The organism is Lentzea waywayandensis (genome assembly GCF_900115955.1).
In the GTDB taxonomy this organism is placed as follows: Bacteria; Actinomycetota; Actinomycetes; order Mycobacteriales; family Pseudonocardiaceae; genus Lentzea; species Lentzea waywayandensis.
The window spans coordinates 731,715-751,555 of sequence record NZ_FOYL01000002.1; the positions used below are offsets into that span (position 1 = coordinate 731,715).

Annotated in this window: 20 protein-coding genes; 8 read left to right on the forward strand and 12 right to left on the reverse strand. The window is 68.8% G+C overall.

Annotation, left to right across the window (positions count from 1 at the left end):
• Positions 1-10 precede the first annotated feature (10 nt).
• Genes BM417_RS08245 through BM417_RS08265 form a run of 5 tightly spaced genes read left to right on the forward strand, consistent with a single transcriptional unit; the run spans position 11 to position 4,747 of the window.
• Complete coding sequence (locus BM417_RS08245; RefSeq protein ID WP_093589504.1) at positions 11-1,582, forward strand: FAD-dependent oxidoreductase; 1,572 nt, start codon at positions 11-13, stop codon at positions 1,580-1,582.
• A complete protein-coding gene (locus BM417_RS08250) occupies positions 1,579-2,706 on the forward strand; it encodes a Rieske 2Fe-2S domain-containing protein (RefSeq protein WP_093589507.1) in 1,128 nt (375 codons plus the stop codon). Before BM417_RS08245 ends, BM417_RS08250 begins: the two co-directional genes overlap by 4 nt.
• Positions 2,703-2,942, forward strand: a complete 240-nt coding sequence (locus tag BM417_RS08255) for a hypothetical protein (RefSeq protein ID WP_245821775.1) — start codon at positions 2,703-2,705, stop codon at positions 2,940-2,942. Before BM417_RS08250 ends, BM417_RS08255 begins: the two co-directional genes overlap by 4 nt.
• The gene (locus tag BM417_RS08260) at positions 2,935-3,903 is read left to right on the forward strand and encodes a ferredoxin--NADP reductase (RefSeq protein WP_093589510.1); all 969 of its coding nucleotides are present in this window, start codon (positions 2,935-2,937) and stop codon (positions 3,901-3,903) included. Before BM417_RS08255 ends, BM417_RS08260 begins: the two co-directional genes overlap by 8 nt.
• A 10-nt stretch (positions 3,904-3,913) precedes the next feature.
• On the forward strand, positions 3,914-4,747 hold the full coding sequence (locus BM417_RS08265) for a MaoC/PaaZ C-terminal domain-containing protein (protein ID WP_093589512.1): 834 nt from the start codon (positions 3,914-3,916) through the stop codon (positions 4,745-4,747).
• On the opposite strand, the gene BM417_RS08270 is transcribed toward BM417_RS08265, so the two are convergent.
• The 6 genes from BM417_RS08270 to BM417_RS08295 are packed head-to-tail and all read right to left on the reverse strand — an operon-like array spanning position 4,727 to position 11,146.
• Positions 4,727-5,869, reverse strand: a complete 1,143-nt coding sequence (locus BM417_RS08270) for a lipid-transfer protein (protein ID WP_093589515.1) — start codon at positions 5,867-5,869, stop codon at positions 4,727-4,729. The two genes, BM417_RS08265 and BM417_RS08270, sit on opposite strands and share 21 nt — an antisense overlap.
• Positions 5,866-6,249 carry a MaoC family dehydratase gene (locus BM417_RS08275; RefSeq protein ID WP_093589518.1) on the reverse strand — a complete coding sequence of 128 codons (384 nt, stop codon included), beginning with the start codon at positions 6,247-6,249 and terminating at the stop codon, positions 5,866-5,868. Before BM417_RS08275 ends, BM417_RS08270 begins: the two co-directional genes overlap by 4 nt.
• On the reverse strand, positions 6,236-7,168 hold the full coding sequence (locus BM417_RS08280; protein WP_093589521.1) for a bifunctional MaoC family dehydratase N-terminal/OB-fold nucleic acid binding domain-containing protein: 933 nt from the start codon (positions 7,166-7,168) through the stop codon (positions 6,236-6,238). The genes BM417_RS08275 and BM417_RS08280 overlap by 14 nt, the downstream gene beginning before the upstream one ends.
• Positions 7,165-8,292: an acyl-CoA dehydrogenase family protein gene (locus BM417_RS08285; RefSeq protein ID WP_093589524.1), complete on the reverse strand. Its 1,128-nt coding sequence runs from the start codon at positions 8,290-8,292 to the stop codon at positions 7,165-7,167. The genes BM417_RS08280 and BM417_RS08285 overlap by 4 nt, the downstream gene beginning before the upstream one ends.
• Positions 8,282-9,244, reverse strand: coding sequence for an acyl-CoA dehydrogenase family protein (locus BM417_RS08290; protein ID WP_093589527.1), 963 nt, complete (start codon positions 9,242-9,244; stop codon positions 8,282-8,284). The genes BM417_RS08285 and BM417_RS08290 overlap by 11 nt, the downstream gene beginning before the upstream one ends.
• Entirely contained in the window at positions 9,245-11,146 is a 1,902-nt protein-coding gene (locus BM417_RS08295; RefSeq protein WP_093589529.1) for an acyl-CoA dehydrogenase family protein, read from the reverse strand.
• A 159-nt stretch (positions 11,147-11,305) separates the two neighbouring features.
• Between BM417_RS08295 and kstR the strand changes: the two genes are divergently transcribed.
• The 3 genes from kstR to BM417_RS08310 all read left to right on the forward strand — a co-directional run bounded on the left by kstR (position 11,306) and on the right by BM417_RS08310 (position 13,802).
• A complete protein-coding gene (gene kstR / locus BM417_RS08300; protein ID WP_245821835.1) occupies positions 11,306-11,881 on the forward strand; it encodes a cholesterol catabolism transcriptional regulator KstR in 576 nt (191 codons plus the stop codon).
• A gap of 36 nt (positions 11,882-11,917) precedes the next feature.
• Positions 11,918-13,327, forward strand: coding sequence for a hypothetical protein (locus BM417_RS08305; RefSeq protein ID WP_093589532.1), 1,410 nt, complete (start codon positions 11,918-11,920; stop codon positions 13,325-13,327).
• Positions 13,328-13,400: 73 nt separating this feature from the next.
• Entirely contained in the window at positions 13,401-13,802 is a 402-nt protein-coding gene (locus tag BM417_RS08310; RefSeq protein WP_093589535.1) for a hypothetical protein, read from the forward strand.
• Here the strand turns inward: BM417_RS08310 and BM417_RS08315 are convergent.
• The 6 genes from BM417_RS08315 to BM417_RS08340 form a co-directional block, all read right to left on the reverse strand.
• On the reverse strand, positions 13,774-13,953 hold the full coding sequence (locus BM417_RS08315; RefSeq protein WP_093589538.1) for a hypothetical protein: 180 nt from the start codon (positions 13,951-13,953) through the stop codon (positions 13,774-13,776). The genes BM417_RS08310 and BM417_RS08315 overlap by 29 nt on opposite strands.
• 107 nt (positions 13,954-14,060) lie before the next feature.
• Entirely contained in the window at positions 14,061-15,428 is a 1,368-nt protein-coding gene (locus BM417_RS08320) for a cellulose binding domain-containing protein (protein ID WP_218164390.1), read from the reverse strand.
• A complete protein-coding gene (locus tag BM417_RS08325; RefSeq protein ID WP_093589544.1) occupies positions 15,413-16,816 on the reverse strand; it encodes a beta-N-acetylhexosaminidase in 1,404 nt (467 codons plus the stop codon). Before BM417_RS08325 ends, BM417_RS08320 begins: the two co-directional genes overlap by 16 nt.
• Complete coding sequence (locus BM417_RS08330; protein ID WP_093589547.1) at positions 16,813-17,634, reverse strand: carbohydrate ABC transporter permease; 822 nt, start codon at positions 17,632-17,634, stop codon at positions 16,813-16,815. Before BM417_RS08330 ends, BM417_RS08325 begins: the two co-directional genes overlap by 4 nt.
• On the reverse strand, positions 17,631-18,575 hold the full coding sequence (locus BM417_RS08335) for a carbohydrate ABC transporter permease (protein ID WP_093589550.1): 945 nt from the start codon (positions 18,573-18,575) through the stop codon (positions 17,631-17,633). Before BM417_RS08335 ends, BM417_RS08330 begins: the two co-directional genes overlap by 4 nt.
• Positions 18,572-19,810, reverse strand: coding sequence for an extracellular solute-binding protein (locus tag BM417_RS08340; protein WP_218164391.1), 1,239 nt, complete (start codon positions 19,808-19,810; stop codon positions 18,572-18,574). The genes BM417_RS08335 and BM417_RS08340 overlap by 4 nt, the downstream gene beginning before the upstream one ends.
• Between the last annotated feature and the right edge of the window lie 31 nt (positions 19,811-19,841).

A 19,841-nucleotide genomic window follows, 5' to 3' on the forward strand; every position in this document is an offset into this window, starting at 1 on the left:
GGGAGGTGCGATGTACGACGTGATCGTCGTCGGCAGCGGTGCGGCGGGCATGACAGCCGCGCTCTGCACCGCTCAAAACGGCCTGCGGACCCTGATCATCGAGAAGGCCGCGCACTACGGCGGCTCGACCGCGCGGTCGGGCGGCGGTATCTGGGTGCCGAACAACGCCGTGGTCGCCGCCAACGGTGTGCCCGACTCGCCGGAGCGGGCCGGCACCTATCTCGCGCACATCGCGAGCGAGGTCCCGGCCGAACTGCGGGAGGCGTTCCTGGACGCCGGACCGGCCATGCTGGCGTTCGTCTGCGCCCACACGCCGCTGAAGTTCCGCTGGGTCCGCGAGTACTCCGACTACTACCCGGAGGCGCCAGGAGGGCAACCACGCGGCCGGTCGGTCGAACCTCTGCCGCTCAACGCGGCGTTGCTCGGCGACGAGATCAAGAACCTCGAACCGCCGTACGTGCCGACGCCCGCGGGCATCGTGATCACCCAGACCGACTACCGCTGGCTGACGCTGATCGGACGACACCCGCGCGGCATCCTCACCGCCGCCAAGGTCTTCGCCCGCCGGTTCCTGCCGGGCCGCCGCCTGACCATGGGCCAGGCACTGTCCGCGGGGCTGCGAGCAGGGCTGAAGGCACTGAACGTCGAGGTCAGGCTCAACACCGCGATGACCGACCTGCACCACGAGAACGGTCGCGTCGCCGGAGTTCTCGTCGGCGAGAAGCTGATCCTGGCGAACCACGTCGTGCTGGCGTCCGGCGGGTTCGAGAACAACGAGCGGATGCGCAAGCAGCACCAGGACATCGGTACTGAGTGGACAGTGGGCGCCAAGGCCAACACCGGCGACGGCATCGAGGCCGGGCAACGAGCGGGCGCGGCCGTCGGGTTGATGGACGACGCCTGGTGGGGCCCGTCCGTCCCGTTGCCGCGCGGCCCGTTCTTCCTGCTCGCCGAACGGTCCCTGCCCGGCTGCGTGCTGGTCGACAAGACCGGTCGCCGGTTCGTGAACGAGGCGGCGCCCTACATCGACGTGGTCAACGCGATGACCGGCGACACCTGGCTCGTCTTCGACCACACCTACCGCAGCCGCTACCCGTTCTGCGGCATCCCGCCGCGGCGCCCGCTCCCCCGGCGCTGGAAGGACTCCGTGCTCACCGCGCCCAGCCTGGAAGAGCTCGCCCAGGCAGCCGGCCTGCCACACCTGCTGGACACCGTGTGGCGGTTCAACGCCCTGACCGTGGAAGGCAAGGACGCGGACTTCCACCGCGGCGACAGCGCGTACGACCGCTACTACGGCGATCCACGCGTCAAGCCGAACCCCAACCTGGCGCCGCTGACCACCGGCCCGTTCTACGCGGTCAAGATCGTGCCCGGCGATCTCGGCACCAAGGGCGGCCTGCGCACCGACACCCACGCGCGGGTGCTGCGCGAGGACGGTTCGGTGATCGACGGCCTGTACGCGGCGGGCAACACCAGCGCGTCCGTCATGGGCCACACCTACGCGGGCGCGGGCGCCACTCTCGGACCGGCGATGACGTTCGGATATCTGGCCGGCCTCGACATCTCTGGAGGAAAGCGATGACGCAGGACAGCGTGCGGACGATCGACGCCGGCGCGCCTCCAGCGAGGTTCGCGCGCGGATGGCACTGCCTCGGCCTCGCCAGTCACTTCCGCGACGGCAAACCCCACCCCGTGGAGGCGTTCGGCACGAAGCTCGTGGTGTTCGCCTCGGAGGACGGCAAGATCAACGTCCTGGACGGGTACTGCCGGCACATGGGCGGCGACCTCACCCAGGGCACGATCAAGGGCAACAACATCGCCTGCCCGTTCCACGACTGGCGCTGGGCGGGCAACGGCAAGTGCGTCGACATCCCTTACGCCAAGCGGGTTCCGCTGCGGGCGCGCACCCGGTCGTGGATCACGCTCGAAGAGAACAAGCAGCTCTTCGTGTGGAACGACCCGCAGGGCAACCCGCCGCCCGAGCACATCACGATCCCGCGCATCGAGTCGGCGTTCAGCGACGAGTGGAGCAACTGGACCTGGGACTCGGTCGTGATCGACAACGCGAACTGCCGCGAGATCATCGACAACGTCGTCGACATGGCCCACTTCTTCTACATCCACTTCGCGTTCCCGACGTACTTCAAGAACGTGATGGAAGGCCATGTCGCCTCGCAGTACCTGACCACGCGCGGGCGTCCGGACGTCGCGATGGGCTCGAACTACACCGGTGACGTGGAAGTGCGTTCCGAAGCCGCGTACTACGGGCCGTCGTACATGATCGACTACCTGTGGAACGACTACAAGGGCCTCGAGATCGAGACGGTGCTGATCAACTGCCACTACCCGATCTCACCGACGTCGTTCAGGCTCCAGTGGGGCGCGATCGTGAAGAAGCTGCCCGGTGTGGACGACATCCACGCGGACAAGATCGCGGCCAAGTTCGCGCGCGGCATCGGCGTCGGGTTCCTGCAGGACGTGGAGATCTGGCAGAACAAGTCGCGCGTCGACAACCCGTTGCTGTGCGAGGAGGACGGGCCGGTCTACCAGCTTCGCCGCTGGTACGAGCAGTTCTACGTCGACGTGGAGGACGTCAGCGACGACATGGTGCGGCGCTTCGAGTTCGAGGTCGACACGAGCCGGGCGATCGAGGTCTGGGAGAAGGAGGTCGCCGAGAATCTCGCCCGTCAGGAGTCGGCGACGTGAGCGAGCGCGACGAGTTCCTCGTTGGCGGCATGGTTCCGGTCCGGTGCGACTGCGGGAACCGGGTGCTGGTCAAGAAGAACAGCCCGCAGCACACCAGCGTGCAGTGGCTCTCCGACACCTCCACGTGCGTCGAGCTGTGCGGGCCGCGGTCCGCGTTCGTCCCCACCTGCCTGCGGCTGCGCGACAGCATCGAGAAGGCCGTGCGCGAGGGAACGCTGGAGGTCGCCGATGGCTGAGGTGCACCGGCTGCGGGTCGACGCCGTGATCGAGGAGACCGCCGACGCGCGTTCGTTCGTGCTGTCGGGCGTGGACTTCGCGGTGCGGCCCGGCCAGTTCCTGACCGTGCGGGCGGGTGACGTGGCTCGGTGCTACTCGCTGTCCAGTGCGCCGGGTGAACCGTTGAAGATCACGGTCAAACGGACGCCGGACGGGTACGGGTCGCACTGGATGTGCTCGTCGCTTGCTGCCGGGATGGAACTGGACGTGCTGGCGCCGGCCGGGGTGTTCACGCCCTCGTCGCTGGACGGGTCGTTGCTGGCGTTCGCGGCCGGGAGCGGGATCACGCCGGTCATGTCGATCATCCGGGCCGTGCTCGGCGAGGGTTCCGGGCGGGTGTTCCTGGTGTACGCCAACCGGGACGAGGCTTCGGTGATCTTCGCACGGGAGCTGTCGGAGCTGGCGCGGTCGTACCCGGAACGACTGACCGTCGTGCATTGGCTGGAATCGGTGCAGGGACTGCCTTCCGTTGCGGGACTGCGGGCGTTCGTCCGGTCGTGCGACGAGGCGTTCGTGTGCGGACCCGGGCCGTTCATGGAGGCCGCCCGCAAGGCGCTGCACGACGTTTCGGTCGTGCACGTCGAGAAGTTCGTGTCGCTGTCCAGCGATCCGTTCTCCGACGTGGTGCCGGTGGTCGACGATCGGCCGGACGCGGTGGTCGAGGTCGAACTGGACGGCGAGCAGCACCGGTTTCCGTGGCCCGCACGGACGAAGCTGCTCGACCTGTTGCTGGAGAAGGGACTCGACGCGCCGTACTCGTGCCGGGAGGGTGCGTGCAGCGCGTGCGCGTGCCGGCTGGTCGAGGGCGAGGTCAAGATGCTCAACAACGACGTGCTCGACTCCGAGGACATCGCCGAGGGCATCGTGCTGGCGTGCCAGTCGGTTCCGGTCACCGACATCGTGAAGATCAGCTACGAGTGAGGGGCGCCTGATGCCGATCGATCCCGCCGTCGCCGTCGGGGCGGAACTTCCCGAGATCAAGTTCTCCTGGTCCGAGTCCGACGTGCTGCTCTACCACCTGGCTCTGGGGGCGACGGAACTCCGTTACGTCTACGAGCGGGGATTGCGGGTGCTGCCGACGTTCGGCGTCGTCGCGCCACGCTTCCACGAGACCGCGCCGCCCGCCGTGTCGTTTCCCGGCGTCGACATCGACCTGGCTCGGGTGTTGCACGGCACGCAGGAGATCACCGTGCACGCTCCGCTACCCGCTGAAGGTGAGGCGGTGTTGCGAACGCGGATCGCGGACGTCTGGGACAAGGGGAAAGCCGCGGTCATCGTGCAGGAGTCGACCGCTCTCACCCCGGACGGCACCGCGCTGTACACGACCCGGTCCAGCATCTTCGCCCGTGGCGAGGGCGGGTTCGGCGGCGACCGCGGGCCCTCGGGCAAGGTGGAGGTGCCGTCGCGCGCACCGGACTTCGTGATCGAGACCCCGACGCTGCCGCAGCAGGCCTACCTGTACCGGTTGTGCGGCGACCGGAATCCGCTGCACGCCGATCCCGAGTTCGCTGTCCGCGCCGGGTTCGACGCGCCGATCCTGCACGGGCTGTGCACCTACGGGGTGGTGTGCAAGGCCGTGATCGACGCGATGCTCGACGGACCGGAGCAGGTGTCGTCGTTCGGGGCGAAGTTCGCGGGCGTGGTCTTCCCCGGCGAGACCTTGACGACGCGGGTGTGGCGGGACGGTTCCCGGCTCGTGCTGACGACTTTCGCCGGGGACCGTCCCGTTCTCGCTGATGCCGTACTACAGCTGACCGAGGACTAGGCCGCTGGTCGGGACGCCGGTGCCGGCGGTGACCAGGACGTGCTCCACGTCCGCGACCTGGTTCACCGCGGTGCCGCGCACCTGGCGCACGCCCTCGGCGATGCCGTTCATGCCGTGCAGGTAGGCCTCGCCGAGCTGGCCGCCGTGCGGATTGAGCGGGAGCGTCCCGTCCAGTTCGAGCGCGCCGGACTTGATGAAGTCCTTGGCCTCCCCGCGTCCGCAGAAGCCCAGCTCCTCGAGTTGGACCAGGACGAACGGCGTGAAGTGGTCGTAGAGCACAGCTACGTCCACATCGGACGGTCCGATGCCCGACTTCTCCCACAGCCCCCTCGCCACCACGCCCATCTCGGGCAGCCTGGTCAGGTCGTCGCGGTAGTAGCTGGTCATCGTGAACTGGTCCACGCCGCTGCCCTGCGTCGCCGCCTTGACGTGCGCGGGCTTGTTCGGCAGGTCGCGGGCTCGTTCGGCCGAGGTGACGACCAGTGCGACTCCGCCGTCGCTTTCCTGGCAGCAGTCGAGGAGCCGGAGCGGTTCGGCGATCCATCGTGACGCCTGGTGGTCGTCCAGGGTGATCGGCCGGTCGTGGAACCAGGCGTGCGGGTTCGTGGCGGCGTGCTTGCGGTCGATCACCGCGATCCGGCCGAAGTCCTCGCTCGTGGCGCCGTACTCGTGCATGTACCGGCGGGCGAACATGGCGACCATCGCGGCCGGCGTGCCCAGACCCATCGGGTACGACCAGCTGTTGTCGATGTTGGCGGCCGCCGCGGTCTGCACCTGCCCGAACCGGTGCCCGGAGCGTTCGTTGAACGCCCGGTAGCAGACCACGACCTTCGCCGCGCCCGTCTCGACGGCCATCGCGGCCTGCTGGACCGTCGCGCACGCCGCCCCGCCGCCGTAGTGGACGCGGCTGAAGAACGTCAGCTCCGGGATGCCCAGCTCACGGGCGACCGCGATCTCGGCGTTGGTGTCCATGGTGAAGCTGACCAGGCCGTCCACATCGGACGGTTCGAGGCCGGCGTCGTCGAGCGCGGCCCTGACGGCCTCGGCCGCCAGCTGGAGTTCGCTGCGGCCGGAGTCCTTCGAGAAGTCGGTCGCGCCGATACCGACGATCGCGGCGTTCACGCGGGCACCTCGATCTTCACGGTTCCGGTGACGTGGTCTCCGTGCGCGGTCCGGCCGACGACCTCGATGGTCAGGTCCCGCTGCTCGCGTTCGACGACCTGGCCGAAGAACTTCAGCGTGTCGTAGGCGAAGCAGGGCGCGCCGAGCTTGATGTTCACCTGGCGCACGAGTACTTCCGGGCCCGCCCAGTCCGTGACGTAGCGCTGCACCAGGCCGGTGGTGGTGAGGATGTTGATGAAGATGTCCTTCGATCCGCGCTGGATCGCCAGGTCGCGGTCGTGGTGCACGTCCTGGAAGTCACGGGTGGCCAGCGCGGTGCTGATCACGAACGTCGGCGTGGCCTCGACGTGCCACTCGGGCAGGGAATCACCGATCCGCACGGGGCCTCCAGCTCGGCATCGTCAGGTCGTCGTCGACCTTGGTGAACACGACCTCGACTCGTTGCCCGACACTGGGCACGCCGTCCAGTTCGCCCAGCATCCGCACGCCCTCGTCCAGTTCGATCAGGGCGATGACGAACGGGGTCTGCTTGCCCGGCACCTGCGGGTGGTGGTGCACGACGTAGCTGTAGACCACGCCGTACCCCTCCGAGACGAGGTACTTCGGCTTCGTGGCACCGCATTCCGGGCACATCGGGCCTGGTGGGTGGCGCAGCAGACCGCAGCCGCCGCACCGTTGGATGCGGAGCTCGCCCTGCCGGGTGCCTTCCCAGAAGTACTCGGTGTCGCGGTTGACGGAGGGGCGAATGGCCTGGACCTCGGGGGGCGCCGGTTGCACGGCGGGCGTACTCGACTGGGCCGAGGCGGTTTCCGGCCGGGGGGCGTGGGCGGGCTTGAACTTCAGCACCCGGAACCGCATCTCGGCCACGGCCTCGTCGCCGACCCACCACGTGCTCCTGGTCGTGACGAACCAGCCCTCACCCAGCCCGGTCCTCTTCGGCCCGGTCACGTCCTCCAGGCTCGTCGTCACCGACAGGTGTTCGCCGACCTTGAGGTAGCGGTGGTAGGTCTGGTCGCTGTTGGTCGCGACGACCGAGGTGTAGCCGGCCTCGTCCAGGATCGACATCATCGCGCCGAGCGGGTCGTCCAGGGTGCGCTGGCCGTGCAGTCCCGCCATCGTCCAGACCTGGACCATCGCGGGCGGCGCCGTCCCCGTGTAGCCGGGGTGTTCGTCGCCGATGGCCTCCAGCCAGTTGTTGATCATCGGCTGGTTGACCGGGTCACGGGCCAGTCGTGGCGCGCATTCGCCCTGCTCGGCGATGCGGGCGGCCTCCTTCTCGATGGCAGCTTTGTCCGTCATCGCACCACCCGCGGTAGTCCGAGCCCGATGTTCGCGATCAGCTCGCGCTGGATCTCCTGCACTCCCCCGCCGAACGTCAGCACGAGGTTGCGCCGCGCCTGGACGTCCAGCCACTTCGTGAGTTCCGCGGGCGCACCGTGGCGTCCGACGAGCTCCTCCATCAGGCGGCCGACGCGCTGGGTCCTGTCCGCGGCGAACACCTTCGTCGCCGACGCGTCCGCGACCTCCAGTTCACCGCTCGCCACCTGCCAGTTGAGCAGCTCGTTCACCCGGTGGACCGCCCGCGCCTCGGCGAATGCCCTTCGCACGTCCGGTTCGTCGAGGAGCTGACGTTCCGAGGCCCAGGCGTGGACCCGTTCGACCAGCGCGCCGAGCCGTCCGGACGGGCCGAGCATCACGCGCTCGTGGTTGAGCTGGGTGGTGATCAGCCGCCAGCCCTTGTTCTCCTCGCCGACCCTGCGGCCCTCGGGCACGCGAACGTCGTTGTAGTAAGTCGCGTTGACGTGGTGGGCGCCGTCGCACGTGATGATCGGCGTCCACGAGTAGCCGGGGTCGGTGGTGTCGACGATCAGGATCGTGATGCCCTTGTGCCGCGAGTCCGTTTCCCCGGTGCGGCAGGCCAGCCACACGTAGTCCGCGTCGTGGCCGCCCGTCGTGAACGTCTTCTGCCCGTTGACGACGTAGTGATCGTCTTCGCGGATCGCCTTGGTGCGCAACGCGGCCAGGTCGGTGCCCGCGTCCGGTTCGGTGTAGCCGATGGCGAAGTGCAGGTCGCCGCTGAGGATGCGCGGCAGGAAGAAGTCCTTCTGCTCCTGGGTTCCGTACGTCTGAAGCGTCGGGCCGACGGTCTGCAGCGTCACGTACGGCAGCGGGACGTCCGCGCGGGCGGCCTCGTTGACGAAGATCTGCTGCTCGATCGGCCCGAACCCCAGCCCGCCGTACTCCTTCGGCCATCCGACGCCGAGCCTTCCGTCGCGTCCCAGCCTGCGCACCAGCTCGCGGTAGGTCACGCCGTGCCGTTCGGTCAGCATCGCCTCGCGTTCGGCGTCGGACATGACGGTCGCGAAGTACTCGCGCAGCTCGTCGCGCAGCTTGAGCTGCTCGGCGGTGAGGTCAATGAACATCGATGGCTCCCAAGCGGTGCTCCACTCCGCCGACGAACCGCGTCAGCTCCTTGGCCAGGCCGTAGTAGCGGTGCATCGGGTAGGTGATGTCGAGCCCGAGGCCGCCGTGCAGGTGGTGACAGGTGTGCACGGCCGGCAGGGCCTCGGCCGCGAGCCAGTAGGCGGCGGTGCCGAGGTCGTTGTCGTCGAGGCTCCAGGCGGCGGTCAGCGCGGCCAGATGCAGGGTGCGGGAGGCGATGTAGACGTCCGCGACCAGGCACGCCGCCGCCTGGAACGTCGCCAGCGGCTTGCCGAACTGGTGACGGGTGCCGACGTGCTCGACGGTGAGGTCGAGGGCTCCGGCCAGGACGCCGTCCGCCACCGCTACCGCTCCGGCCAGGGCGAACCGGCGGATGTCGTCCGCCGCGCCTTCGAGGAGCTCACCCCGGGCGCCTTCGAACCGCACGGTTTCGTCCGATATGGACACTCCGGGCTGCGAAGGATCCACGACGAAGACACCGTTGCTCGTGCTGACGAGGATTCGTTGTGCCTCGGCGGCGTACGGCACGTTGATCTTCATGCCGAAGATGCCGTCCGGTCCCGCCACGGTTCTCGGGTCGGCAGGCAAGGGCTTCGACGGCTCGCTCAACGCGGCCGTCAGCACGCCGTGCTGTTCGGTCACCAGTGGCAGCAGGGCGTCCTGCTGTTCTGCGGTGCCGTGGCGCACGATCGGCAACACGCCCAACGCAAGGGTGGCCAGCGCCGGAACGTCCACCGCCCGTCGGCCGACCTCGGTGAGCAGCACGGCCGTCTCCAGCACGCCGAGCCCGTCACCACCAAGCCGTTCCGGAACGGCCAGGGCCAGCAACCCCGCCTCCCCCAACGCTTTCCAGGGGGTGCCGCTCTCCCTGCCCAGCACGTCGGCCGCCAGGGTGGCGATCTCGCGCTGGGTCTCGTCGAGCTGGAAATCCATCTAGGGCTCCCTCGGTAGACCGAGAATGCGTTCACCAGCAAGGTTCATCAACACCTGCGTCGTTCCGCCCGCGATGCTCAGGCACCGGGTCAGCAGGAACTCGTAGATCAGCTCACCTTCGACCGCAGCTTCCGGACCGAGCAGCTCGACCGCGAACTCGGCGACGTCCTGCCGCTGTCGCACCCCGGCCAGCTTGCGCACGCTGGACTCGGCGCCCGGCTCCTGCCCGCTCAGCACCCGCAGACTCGCCCGCAGGTCCAGCACGGACACCGCCAGTCCCTGCGCTACCAGGGCACCCAGCCGTTCCGCGTGGTCCGGAGCCGCGGGCGACCTCAGGACCTGCTCCAGCGGCTCGCCGAGTGCCGAGCCCATCGCGACGCGTTCGTTCGCGAGGGTGGTGCGCGCCAGCCGCCAGCCGTCGTTCACCGCGCCGACCACGCAGTCGTCCGGCACGAACACGTCGTCCAGGAAGACCTCGTTGAACCGCGCGTCGCCGGTGATCTCCCGCAACGGCCGCACGTCCACCCCGGCCGCGCGCATGTCGACCAGGAAGTACGTGATGCCCTTGTGCTTCGGGACGCTGGAGTCCGTACGGGCCAGGCAGATCGCCCAGTCGGCCTGGTGTGCGAGCGACGTCCAGACCTTCTGCCCGGTGAGCTTCCAGCCGCCGTCGACCTTGAGAGCCTTGGTGCGCAACGAGGCCAGGTCAGAGCCGGCCTCGGGTTCGCTGAACAGCTGACACCAGGTCAGCTCGCCGCTCAACGTCGGCGGCACGAACCGCGCCTGCTGCTCCGGCGTGCCGTGGCGGAGGATCGTCGGTCCCGCCCAGCCGCCGATGATCAGGTCCGGCCTGCGCACCCCGGCACGGACGAACTCGCTGTCGATGACCATCTGCCTGGCCTGGTCGGCGTCCTGCCCGTACGGCCTGGGCCAGTGCGGCACCAGGAACCCGCTGTCCGCCAGCCGTTCCCGTTGAGCCGCGGGATCCAGCCCGGCGATCTCCTCCGCGAACGTCCGCACGTCGGGATCTGACTCGACCTGAACGGTGAGCGACCGTCGCGCTCCCGCCAACGCCAGCTCGGCGACACGTCGGCGCCACTGCGCGACGCCGCCCGCGAGTTGCTGTAGCGCCAACGCCCGGCGCAGGTAGCGGTGCGCGTCGTGCTCCCAGGTGAAGCCGATGCCGCCGAGCACCTGGATGCAGTCCTTGGCGTTGCGGACGGCCGCGTCGAACGCCACCGCGGCCGCGACCGCCGCCGCCAGCGGATGTTCGTCCTCGCCGACCGACCGCGCCGCGTCCCAGGCCACCGACGACGCCTGCTCCGCGCGGCACAGCATCTCCACGCAGAGGTGCTTCACGGCCTGGAACGACCCGATGACACGCCCGAACTGCTGACGCTGTTTCGCGTACTCCACAGCGGTGTTCAGGCACCACGCGGCGACCCCGCTCGCCTCGGCGGCCATCAACGTCACCGCGAGGTCGGTCGGGTCCGCTGTGACGTCCCCCGGCGCGTTGACCGTGACCGAGGCGAGCGAACGTGAGTGGTCCACGGATTCGAGCGGCGTCACCGAGACCTGCCCGGCCGGCACGAGCATCCAGCTGTCCGTTTTGAGCAACAGGTGCGTCGCTTCGGCGGCACCGACCACATGACGGGACGAGAACCCGAAGCCGGCGACCCCCTCGAAGTCGGGGAACAGCACCGACACCAGCGCCGTGGGCAGCAACGGCCCCGGCACGAGGTTCTCGGCCGCCCGCTCCAGCATCACCGCGAGATCGGCGACCGTGCCGCCCTCCCGCGTCACCTCGAAGAACCCGACCTTGACGAGATCCGCCCACTCACCCTTGGCGGCGTCCACGCTGTCGCGCAGGGCGCGTTGTTCCCCGGTCGTGGCGATCGGCATGCGGCCTCCTCCAGTACATGAAGAAGTTTATAGAACGTGTTCTATTTCCGGCAACAGATCATGGCTGGGAAACCGATCGAGTATGATGCGAAGGCAGCTGCAACACGTTCCAGGAGGATCATCTCCGTGTCACCTTCGAAGTCGCGCACGGACGCGCTCATGGCGGGCGACGAGCTCAGCTCGGCCGCCCAGCGCGAGCGTCGCAAGCGGATCGTCGACGCGACCATCGCGCTGGCGTCGAAGGGCGGGTTCGACGCCGTCCAGATGCGCGCCGTGGCCGACCGCGCGGACGTCGCGCTGGGCACGTTGTACCGCTACTTCCCCTCGAAGGTCCACCTGCTCGTGTCGAGCCTCGCGGTGGAACTGGAACGCGCCCAGGAGAAGATGGACCGCACCACCGTCCCCGGCGAGAGCCCGTACGAGCGCGTGCTGTTCGTGCTCGGCCGCATCACCAGGGGCCTTCAGCGCAACCCGCACCTCACCGAGGCGATGACGCGCGCGTTCACCTTCGCCGACGCCTCCGCGGGCGCCGAGATCGACCGCGTCTCGCTGCTCATGGAGAGCATGTTCACCAAGGCGATGAGCGACGACGCACCGACCGAGGAGCAGAAGGCCATCGCCCGCGTCATCGGCGACGTGTGGCTGTCGAACCTCGTCGCCTGGGTCACGCGCCGCGCCACCGCCACGGACGTCGCGAACCGCCTCGAACTCACGGTGCGCCTGCTGCTGAAGTGAGCCCGCCGGCGTCGCGACGTCACTAGGATCGGCGGCATGGGTCTGCACGGCGACGCCGCCTTCCGGTTCCTCGTTCCCGACGCACCCCCGTACCGCCGCACGGACGGAGATCGCGTCCCGTCGCTCGCCCCGTCCCGCATCGGCGTGCTGAACCAGCTGCGGACGACGCCCGGCATCGCCCGCCCGAGCCTGGTGTCCTCGTGGTCGGGGTCGATCGACCGGCTGCTGCTCGCGTTCCCGTCCTACGGCGTGCACACCCCGGAGCTGACGGCCGGCTACCGGTCGGTGATCGGCGCGCTGCGGCCGGGCACCGGGTTCGTCGTGGTGCACCACGAGAGCGACCGCCAGACCGTCGAGGGCTGGTTCACCGAGGCCGGGCACACCGCCCAGTACGTGCCGATGCCCGACTACGTGGACTTCACGGACTGGGCGGAGGACGGCTACCTCGCGCTCACCGACCAGGGCGAGGCCGGGACGTACCTGCTGGAACCGTGGTCGTTCCCCCGCTCCGGCGACTCGCTGATCGCGGACGCCGTCGAGGAGTTCGGCTCGGTGCGGGCAACGCAGGCGCCACTGGTGTTCCAGGGCGGCAACTGCCTGATCGGTGACGACTTCTGGCTGCTCGGCACCGACTACTTCCTGGACACGCTGGAGCTCGTCCAGAGCGGTGAGCTGCCGATCTCCGTGCCGGCGGGGCGGACGGCCGTGGAGTTCGTCCGGGAACTGTTCCGCAGGCACGTCGACAGCGACCGCGAACTGGTCCTGGTCGGTACGAACCGCCCGTTGGGGCTCAAGGCTTACTACGCGACGGTCGAGGCCGGTGAGTACCACCTGGACATTCCGGGCGGAGGCGTCGGAGACGTCCAGCCGATCTTCCACATCGACATGTTCGTCACGCCGGTCGGACGGGTGGACGGCCGGTTCCGCGTGCTGGTCGGCAGCCCCGCGCTCGCGGACACCGCACTCGGCACCAGGTCGCCGTACGGCCTGCAGAACGCCTACGACGAGATCGCGGCGGACTTCGAGGCACGCGGCTTCGACGTCGTGCGCAACCCGCTCGTGCACCGGCCGCACATCTCCCAGCAGCTCACGTTCGCCGCCCTGCGCGCGTTCGCCGACACCCCCGACGGCGCCGAACTGCGCGAGGTGGTCGCCGAGTTCGCGGCGGCGGGTGCCGTGGCCGACACGACGGTCAAGGTGCGGCCGTGGCACCACATCACCTGGAACAACTGCCTCGTCGAGAACAGCGCGGAAGTGGGCAGGAACGTCTACCTGCCCACGTTCGGCCACGGTGAGAACGCCGACCTCGCCGTGATCGACGACGAGATGGAGCGGCTGTGGGGCGACATGGGGTTCTCGGTCCACCGGCTCGCCGACTTCAACCCGTTCGCCAGCCGCCAGGGCGTGGTCCACTGCATCAAGAAGTACCTGGAGCGCGGCGCGTAGTCCCCCGGAATGATCCGCGAGTCACACCGCCGAACGATGCCGGCGCACGGCGTTCACCCCTAACGTCTGTCCTATGAAGACGCTCGTGGTGGTCCTCGTCGTGCTGGCCGTGGTCGGCGGCGGGACCGTTGCCCTGGTGAACCACTTCGGCGGCTGGACGACGCTCATCGGCAAGGGCTGGGCGATCACCTACGAGGTCTCGTCCCAGCCCGCCGAGTCGCTCGTGGACGTGACGTACACCGAGTCGCCCACCCGGTACCGCAAGGAGACGCCGCAGAACGTCAGCGTCTCGAAGCCGCTGCCGTGGACGTTCGAGGTCGTGATCAACGCCGGCGAGAAGGCGCAGGTCACCGCGACGCCCAAGGGCGACCAGGTGCTGACGTGCCGCATCCTGCTCGACGGCGTCAAGGAGCTGGCGACCGCGACGGCGCCGGCCGGCCAGAAGGTCAGCTGCGAGGCCGTGACCGGTACCTGATGATCGGCGGTACCACGACGACCACGACGACTCCCATGATCACGTAGGTCCACGGAGCCTCGATCCCCAGCAGGCTCACGGCAATGCCCATCACCAGACCCAGCACGACAAGTCCGAGCACGATCAACGCCTGCTCTCCGCCTCGCGACACGAGGGCCCCCTCCCCAGTCATGTCCTTGCGGGTCGGCCGACCGGGTACCGCGTCAAACCTGCCGGCACCGCGACGGGCGCCCCGGGAACCCGAGGCGCCCGTTGGGGTCACACGTTGTCGACGTGCGCGACGCCCGCGTTGCGGTAGTCCTGCACCGCCGTCCTCACCTGGGCCGGGCTCAGCACCTGGTCCTTGGCGAAGTACACGTAGTCGACCTCCTGCTGGTACGCGCGTTCGGCGCTGCTGCCCTGCAGGCCGCCCGAGATGAACCACAGGTTGAAGTTGATCGACATCGGCGTCTCCGGGTAGTACTTGTCGCCGTGGTCGGCGACCAGCACGCCGTCGATGTAGTACTTCACGCGGCCGTTCGCGACCTGGAAAACGAGGTCGTGCCAGCCGTTGTAGCTCGCGCGCTGCTCGTTGTGGATGTTGTCGGCGACCCACGGTTCGTTCTGGTAGGTCTCCCAGGTGGTCTCGTACATGATGTTGGCCGGTTCGCCCCAACCGCCGTTGGGCAGGTACTCGAAGTCGATCTCGCCGTAGTTCGGGGCCATCGGCGCGTCGAGCGGGGTGATGGTGAAGAACGTCTGCACGACGTGGTCACCGTCCGGGCCGAAGACGGGCGCGTCGCTGAACTTCACGCGCGACGCGTAGGTGCCCTCGAAGAACTTCCGCTGGTGGTACAGCTCGGTCTGCCTGGCGGCGGAACCGTTGTTCCACGAGTCGAGGCGCATGACCTTCTGGCCGTCGACGGTCGGGAACGTGATGCGCGACGGGTCCCAGGTCGCGCCCGGCACGCCGGGGCCGCCACCGCCCGAGCGGACGGTCCAGCCGCGCTGGCCGATCCGCGAGTCGCTCGAGTTGGTGTAGGCGAAGTCGTCGAACATCTTGGGGCCGTTGGGGTTCGGCGGCGTCGTGGTGGTCGTCGTGGTGGTGGGCGGGCTGCCGCCGGGCGGGGTGCCCCACAGCAGCGTGCTGCCCCGGTAGACCGTGACGCGGTTCCACGCCGAGTAGGTGCTCTCAGCGCGGAACGAGTAGTCGTCGGACTGGGTGATCGGGCCCCAGTTGGTGCGGTAGAAGCGGAGTTGGAGGTCTCCGGAGTCGGCGCCGGGGTTCAGCGCGCCGGCGCCGGAGGTGAAGCCGACCTCCAGGTAACGGTCGGCCGTGCCGCCGGTCAGGGTGCCGAACTGGCCGGTCACGTTGCCGCAGCCGCGCACGGCCCACGAGCAGGCGAACCGGTAGCCGACGTCCGGGGTGTCGCTCTTGAAGTAGTAGCGGATCTTCACGTCGGACAGCGGCACGCTCGTGGTGCCCGAGTTGACCAGTTTGAACCACGATTCGGCCTGGTCGGTCGTCGCACCGGACGCGCTGGTCCGGTACTGGGCGGTGATCGCGTCGGCGGCGAACGCGCTGGGCGCCACGGCCAGTGCTGCCACCGCCATGGCCGCGCAGGACGCGGCTAGGAGTGCTCGCAACGTTCTCTCCTCATTTCGGCAGGGATGGACAGGGCGGCGAGCCTGGGCGAGTGGAGGCGCATCCTGGTGGTGAAGCCCTCCCACTCGGGGCGCTGGGACCAGAGGGTGTCGGCCAGCGCGGCAAGACGGGGAAATGCCAGGTATTCCAGGTGGTCACGGGAGCGGACGTGCTCGGTCCACAGCTGGCACTGGGCGCCGAGCACGCCGTCGGGCAGCGGCACGTGGTAGACGTCGCGGGCGGTCACGACGAAACCGGGCTGGCCGGGTGGTTCGTGCGGGGCGTCCGACTGCGGGTAGTCCAGGTAAGTGGAGGTGTGCGGGGCCATCACGACCGGTTGGCCACGCTCCAGTGCTTTGGTTGCCTGGGTTTCGTCCTTCCACGGCATGACGACGGATCGTGGGTCGCCGGTCGGTTCCCAGGCGGCCGGGACACGGCCGCGGTCGAGCAGGTACTTGCTCGCCTGGCGGAGGAACTGGCCGTGCACGTCCTCCGGCAGCAGGCACTCGTCGCCGCCGAGGTGGACGTGCTCGCCGGGGAAGACCTCCAGCACCTCGGCCAGGACCTCGCGGACGAAGCCCATCGCGTGCAGGCCGAACGCGGCATCGCTGATGCCCCAACGGGTCCAGACGGGCAGCGGTTCCGGGGAGATGCCGAGGGCGGGGTAGGCCGCGAGCGCGGCCCGGGCGTGGCCGGGCATCTCGATCTCCGGCATGATCGTGATGCCGCGCTCGGCGGCGAACGCCACCAGGCCTTCCAGCTCGGCGCGGGTGTAGGTGCCGCCGTGCGGGACGCCGTCGCCGTTCGTCTCGATGCGCCAGCCGCCGATCGAGGTCAGCAACGGGTGGGCGGGCACCGGCATGCGCCAGCCCTGGTCGTCGGTGAGGTGCAGGTGCAGGACGTTGAGCTTGTGCAGTGCCATCAGGTCGATGAACCTGCGCAGCACGTGCACCGGCTGGAAGTGCCTGGCGACGTCGAGCATGAACCCGCGCCACGGCAGCCTGGGCACGTCGCGGATGTCGACGCCCGCCAACGTCCAGTCCACTTCGGACGCTCGGGTCGGCTTCAGCGCCTCGGCCGGCAGGAGTTGGCGGATCGTCTGAATCCCGTGCGTCAGACCGTTTTTGGTGCCCGCGCGCAGCAGGACGCCGTGTTCGTTGACGGTCAGCGCGTACCCTTCCGCGCCGAGTCCGACGAGCTTGGCGTCCAGCGCGATGACGATCTGGCCGTGGTCCGCGATCGGCAACGGCAGTCCCGTGGCGGGCCTGAGGAGCGAGCGCAGGAGCCTGGCCACGGGCTCGGCGCCGGGCGTGACCCGCACGCTCGTGCCGGAGTCCAGCGTGAAGCCCCTGCCGCGGCGCACGATCCTGGTCGGGAGTGGAACGATCATCCCTTCACCGCCCCTCCGACGATGCCGGTGGTCACCCGGCCCTGCAACACGACGAAGATCAGCAGCACCGGCAGCATGAACAGCGTCGAGGCGGCCATCGTGGCGCACCAGTCGGTGCCGAAGGTGTTGTTGAACGAGGACAGCCAGACCGGCAGCGTGCGGTCGTCCTGGTCCTTGATGATCAGCACGTTGGCGAAGGCGAACTCGTTCCACGCGGTGATGAACCCGAACAGCGACGTCGCCAGCAGACCCGGTGCCAGCAAGGGGAACACGACCTTGCGGAACGCCTGCCCGCGCGTGCAGCCGTCGACCTGCGCCGCCTCTTCGAGGTCGACCGGGATGGCGGCGAGGAACCCGCGCAACGTCACGATGGTGAACGGCAGCGTCATCATGAAGTAGACCAGCGTGAGGATCCACAGCGTGTCGAGCATGCCGGTGTCCCTGGCGATCACGTAGATCGGGATGAGCAGGGCCTCCCACGGCGTCATCTGCGCGACGAACACCATCAGCACGAACGCCCGGCGGCCCTTCCACCGCAACCGCGCGATCGCGAACGCCGCGAGCAGGGCCACCAGCAGCGCCAGGACCACCGCGCCGCCCGCGACCAGGAGGCTGTTGCGCCAGAACGAGAAGAACCCCTTCGCGGCGATCGCCGTGCCGAAGTGGTCGAACGTGATCGGGATCGGCAGGAACGTCGGTGTCGCGCTCTGGATGTCCTTGGTGGGCTTGAAGGCCGTGAGCACCATCCAGTACACGGGGAAGACCGAGATCACGAAGACGATCAGTGCCGCCGTGGTCCGGGAGATCCGTCCGATCATGTGTCCCGCTCCTGCCGGTAGAGCTGGCGGAAGTACGCCAGCAGGGCGAGCACGAGCAGCACCACCATGAGCATCGACACGGCGGCGCCCAGGTCGTAGCGCTGCAACGACTGCGCGACCTGGAAGGCGTAGACCGGCAGCGTCGTCGTGGCCTGGCCCGGACCGCCCTGGCTGATCACCCAGATCTGCACGAACGCCTTGACGACCCAGATCACCTCCAGGCACGTGATCAGCCCGAACATGGCTCGCAGCATGGGAAAGGTGATGGTCGAGAACACTCGCCACGCGCCGGCGCCGTCGATGCGCGCGGCCTCGTACAGCTCCTGCGGCACGGTGATCATCGCCGCGTACAACGACAACGCGGCGAAAGGGATCGACTGCCAGACGATCAGCGTGATGAGGATGCCGAACGTCGCCTCACCGTCCGCGAACCAGGTGTAGTCGCGGTATTCGGGGAAGCCCAGCGCGACCAGCGCCCAGTTCACGACGCCGAGCCTGGACTGGAAGAGCCACTGGAACACCGTGGTGGCGGCGATGATCGGTGTCGCCCAGGTGAGCACGAGCCCGCCCATCACCAGTAGCCGCAGCCACTTCCCGAGCCTGACGAGCAGCAGTGCGACCAAGGTGGACAGGACCATGATGAGCACGACGTTGATCGCGGTGAACCAGAGCGTTCGCTTCACCACGCCCCAGAACTCGGGGTCGGACAGCACCTTCACGTAGTTCGCGAGCCCGACGAACTTCGCGTCGCCGCGCACGAGCTGCGGCAGCCCGAACTCCTGCAGCGAGATGATCACGTTGCGGACCAGCGGGTACACCAGCAGGTACGCGGTCGTGACCAGGGTGGGAGCGATCAGCAGGTACGGCAGCACCGGGCGCTTGCGGCGCTTCGGGGCGGCCGGCGCGGTCTCCCGCACCGGCCTTTCAGCCAGGAGCGTCATTTGCCCGAGTTGAGCGCTTGGGTGATCACTTCGTCGGCGGCCTTGGCGGCTGTCTGAGGATCGGCGCCGGTCAGGACCGCGGTCTGGAACTCCTTGATCGGGTTGCGGGCCTCGACCGCCGCCCAGTTCGGCGAGTTCGGGGTGGCGTGCCCGTTGGCCGCGCCCTGGGCCATCGCCGCCGTGCCGGGGTCTCCCCCGACGTCCTTGGCGAGCGACTTGCGGTTCGGCACGTAGTTCATCGCCTTCGCGAGCTCGACCTGCCACTTCTCGCCGGCGAGCGCCTTGACGACCTCGTACGCGCCGTCCTGCCTGGTGGAGGCCATCGGGATGATGAGGTCGGAGCCGCCGGTGAACACCGCGCCGGGCTTGTCCGCGGTCTTGCCGGGGATCGGGAAGAAGCCGATCTTGCCTTCGAGCTCCGGGTTGGCCTTCGTGACGAGCTTCGCCGCGCCGGGCACCGCGATGAACTGCGCGACCTTGCCGCCCGCGACCACGTCCGTCTGCTGCGGCTTGGCCTCGTCGGAGTCCTTCGGCCCGTCACCGAGCGCCTGGAGCTTCTGGTAGAAGTCCATGCCCGCCAACGCTTGCGGCGTGTTCAGCGAGCCGCTCCACTTGTCGCCGCTCTGCTTGGCGAGGTCGCCGCCCTCGTCCCAGACGAACCCGGACAGCGTGTACCAGTTCTGGCCGGGCAGGTAGATCCCCTGCTGGTCGCCCTGGTCGAGCTTGGCGGTGGCGGTGAGCCACTCCTCGCGCGTCTTGGGCGGCGTGACCTGGGCGGCCTCGAACAGGTCCTTGCGGTAGATGACGACCCGGTTGGCCGCGTAGAAGGGGACGCCGAACTGCTTGCCGTCCACCGCACCCGGTTCGCTCAGACCCGGAATCCAGTCGTCGCCCTGAAGCTCGCTCTTCTTGGCGGACAGGTCCGTGACGCCCTTGCTGGCCACGTACTGGGCGACCTGGGTGTTGCCGACCTCGATCACGTCCGGCGGATCAGTGCTGGCCAGAGCACTGGTCACCTTCTGCGTGATGCCGTTCCACTCCTGAATCTGGATCTTCAGGTCGAGGTCGGCGTGATCACGTTCGAACTCGCTCTCGAACTTCGACACGAACTCCTCGGTGGCCGTGTCCTTCATGAGCCACACGGTGATCTCCTGCTTCCCACCGCCGCCGCCCGCGGACGTACCGCAGGCCGACAACGTGAGCGCCAGGACTAACAAGGCAGCGGAGCGCGACACGACTCACCTCTCGCTGGGATGTGACCAATTG

Bases quoted from the DNA above. Each gene is read 5' to 3' on its own strand.
- kstR (WP_245821835.1), top strand. From the start codon at position 11,306: ATGGCGGGCGACGAGCTCAGCTCGGCCGCCCAGCGCGAGCGTCGCAAG.
- BM417_RS08245 (WP_093589504.1), top strand. From the start codon at position 11: ATGTACGACGTGATCGTCGTCGGCAGCGGTGCGGCGGGCATGACAGCC.
- BM417_RS08260 (WP_093589510.1), top strand. From the start codon at position 2,935: ATGGCTGAGGTGCACCGGCTGCGGGTCGACGCCGTGATCGAGGAGACC.
- BM417_RS08325 (WP_093589544.1), bottom strand. From the start codon at position 16,816: ATGATCGTTCCACTCCCGACCAGGATCGTGCGCCGCGGCAGGGGCTTC.
- BM417_RS08335 (WP_093589550.1), bottom strand. From the start codon at position 18,575: ATGACGCTCCTGGCTGAAAGGCCGGTGCGGGAGACCGCGCCGGCCGCC.
- BM417_RS08280 (WP_093589521.1), bottom strand. From the start codon at position 7,168: ATGACGGACAAAGCTGCCATCGAGAAGGAGGCCGCCCGCATCGCCGAG.
- BM417_RS08285 (WP_093589524.1), bottom strand. From the start codon at position 8,292: ATGTTCATTGACCTCACCGCCGAGCAGCTCAAGCTGCGCGACGAGCTG.
- BM417_RS08250 (WP_093589507.1), top strand. From the start codon at position 1,579: ATGACGCAGGACAGCGTGCGGACGATCGACGCCGGCGCGCCTCCAGCG.
- BM417_RS08310 (WP_093589535.1), top strand. From the start codon at position 13,401: ATGAAGACGCTCGTGGTGGTCCTCGTCGTGCTGGCCGTGGTCGGCGGC.
- BM417_RS08295 (WP_093589529.1), bottom strand. From the start codon at position 11,146: ATGCCGATCGCCACGACCGGGGAACAACGCGCCCTGCGCGACAGCGTG.
- BM417_RS08305 (WP_093589532.1), top strand. From the start codon at position 11,918: ATGGGTCTGCACGGCGACGCCGCCTTCCGGTTCCTCGTTCCCGACGCA.
- BM417_RS08330 (WP_093589547.1), bottom strand. From the start codon at position 17,634: ATGATCGGACGGATCTCCCGGACCACGGCGGCACTGATCGTCTTCGTG.
- BM417_RS08290 (WP_093589527.1), bottom strand. From the start codon at position 9,244: ATGGATTTCCAGCTCGACGAGACCCAGCGCGAGATCGCCACCCTGGCG.
- BM417_RS08265 (WP_093589512.1), top strand. From the start codon at position 3,914: ATGCCGATCGATCCCGCCGTCGCCGTCGGGGCGGAACTTCCCGAGATC.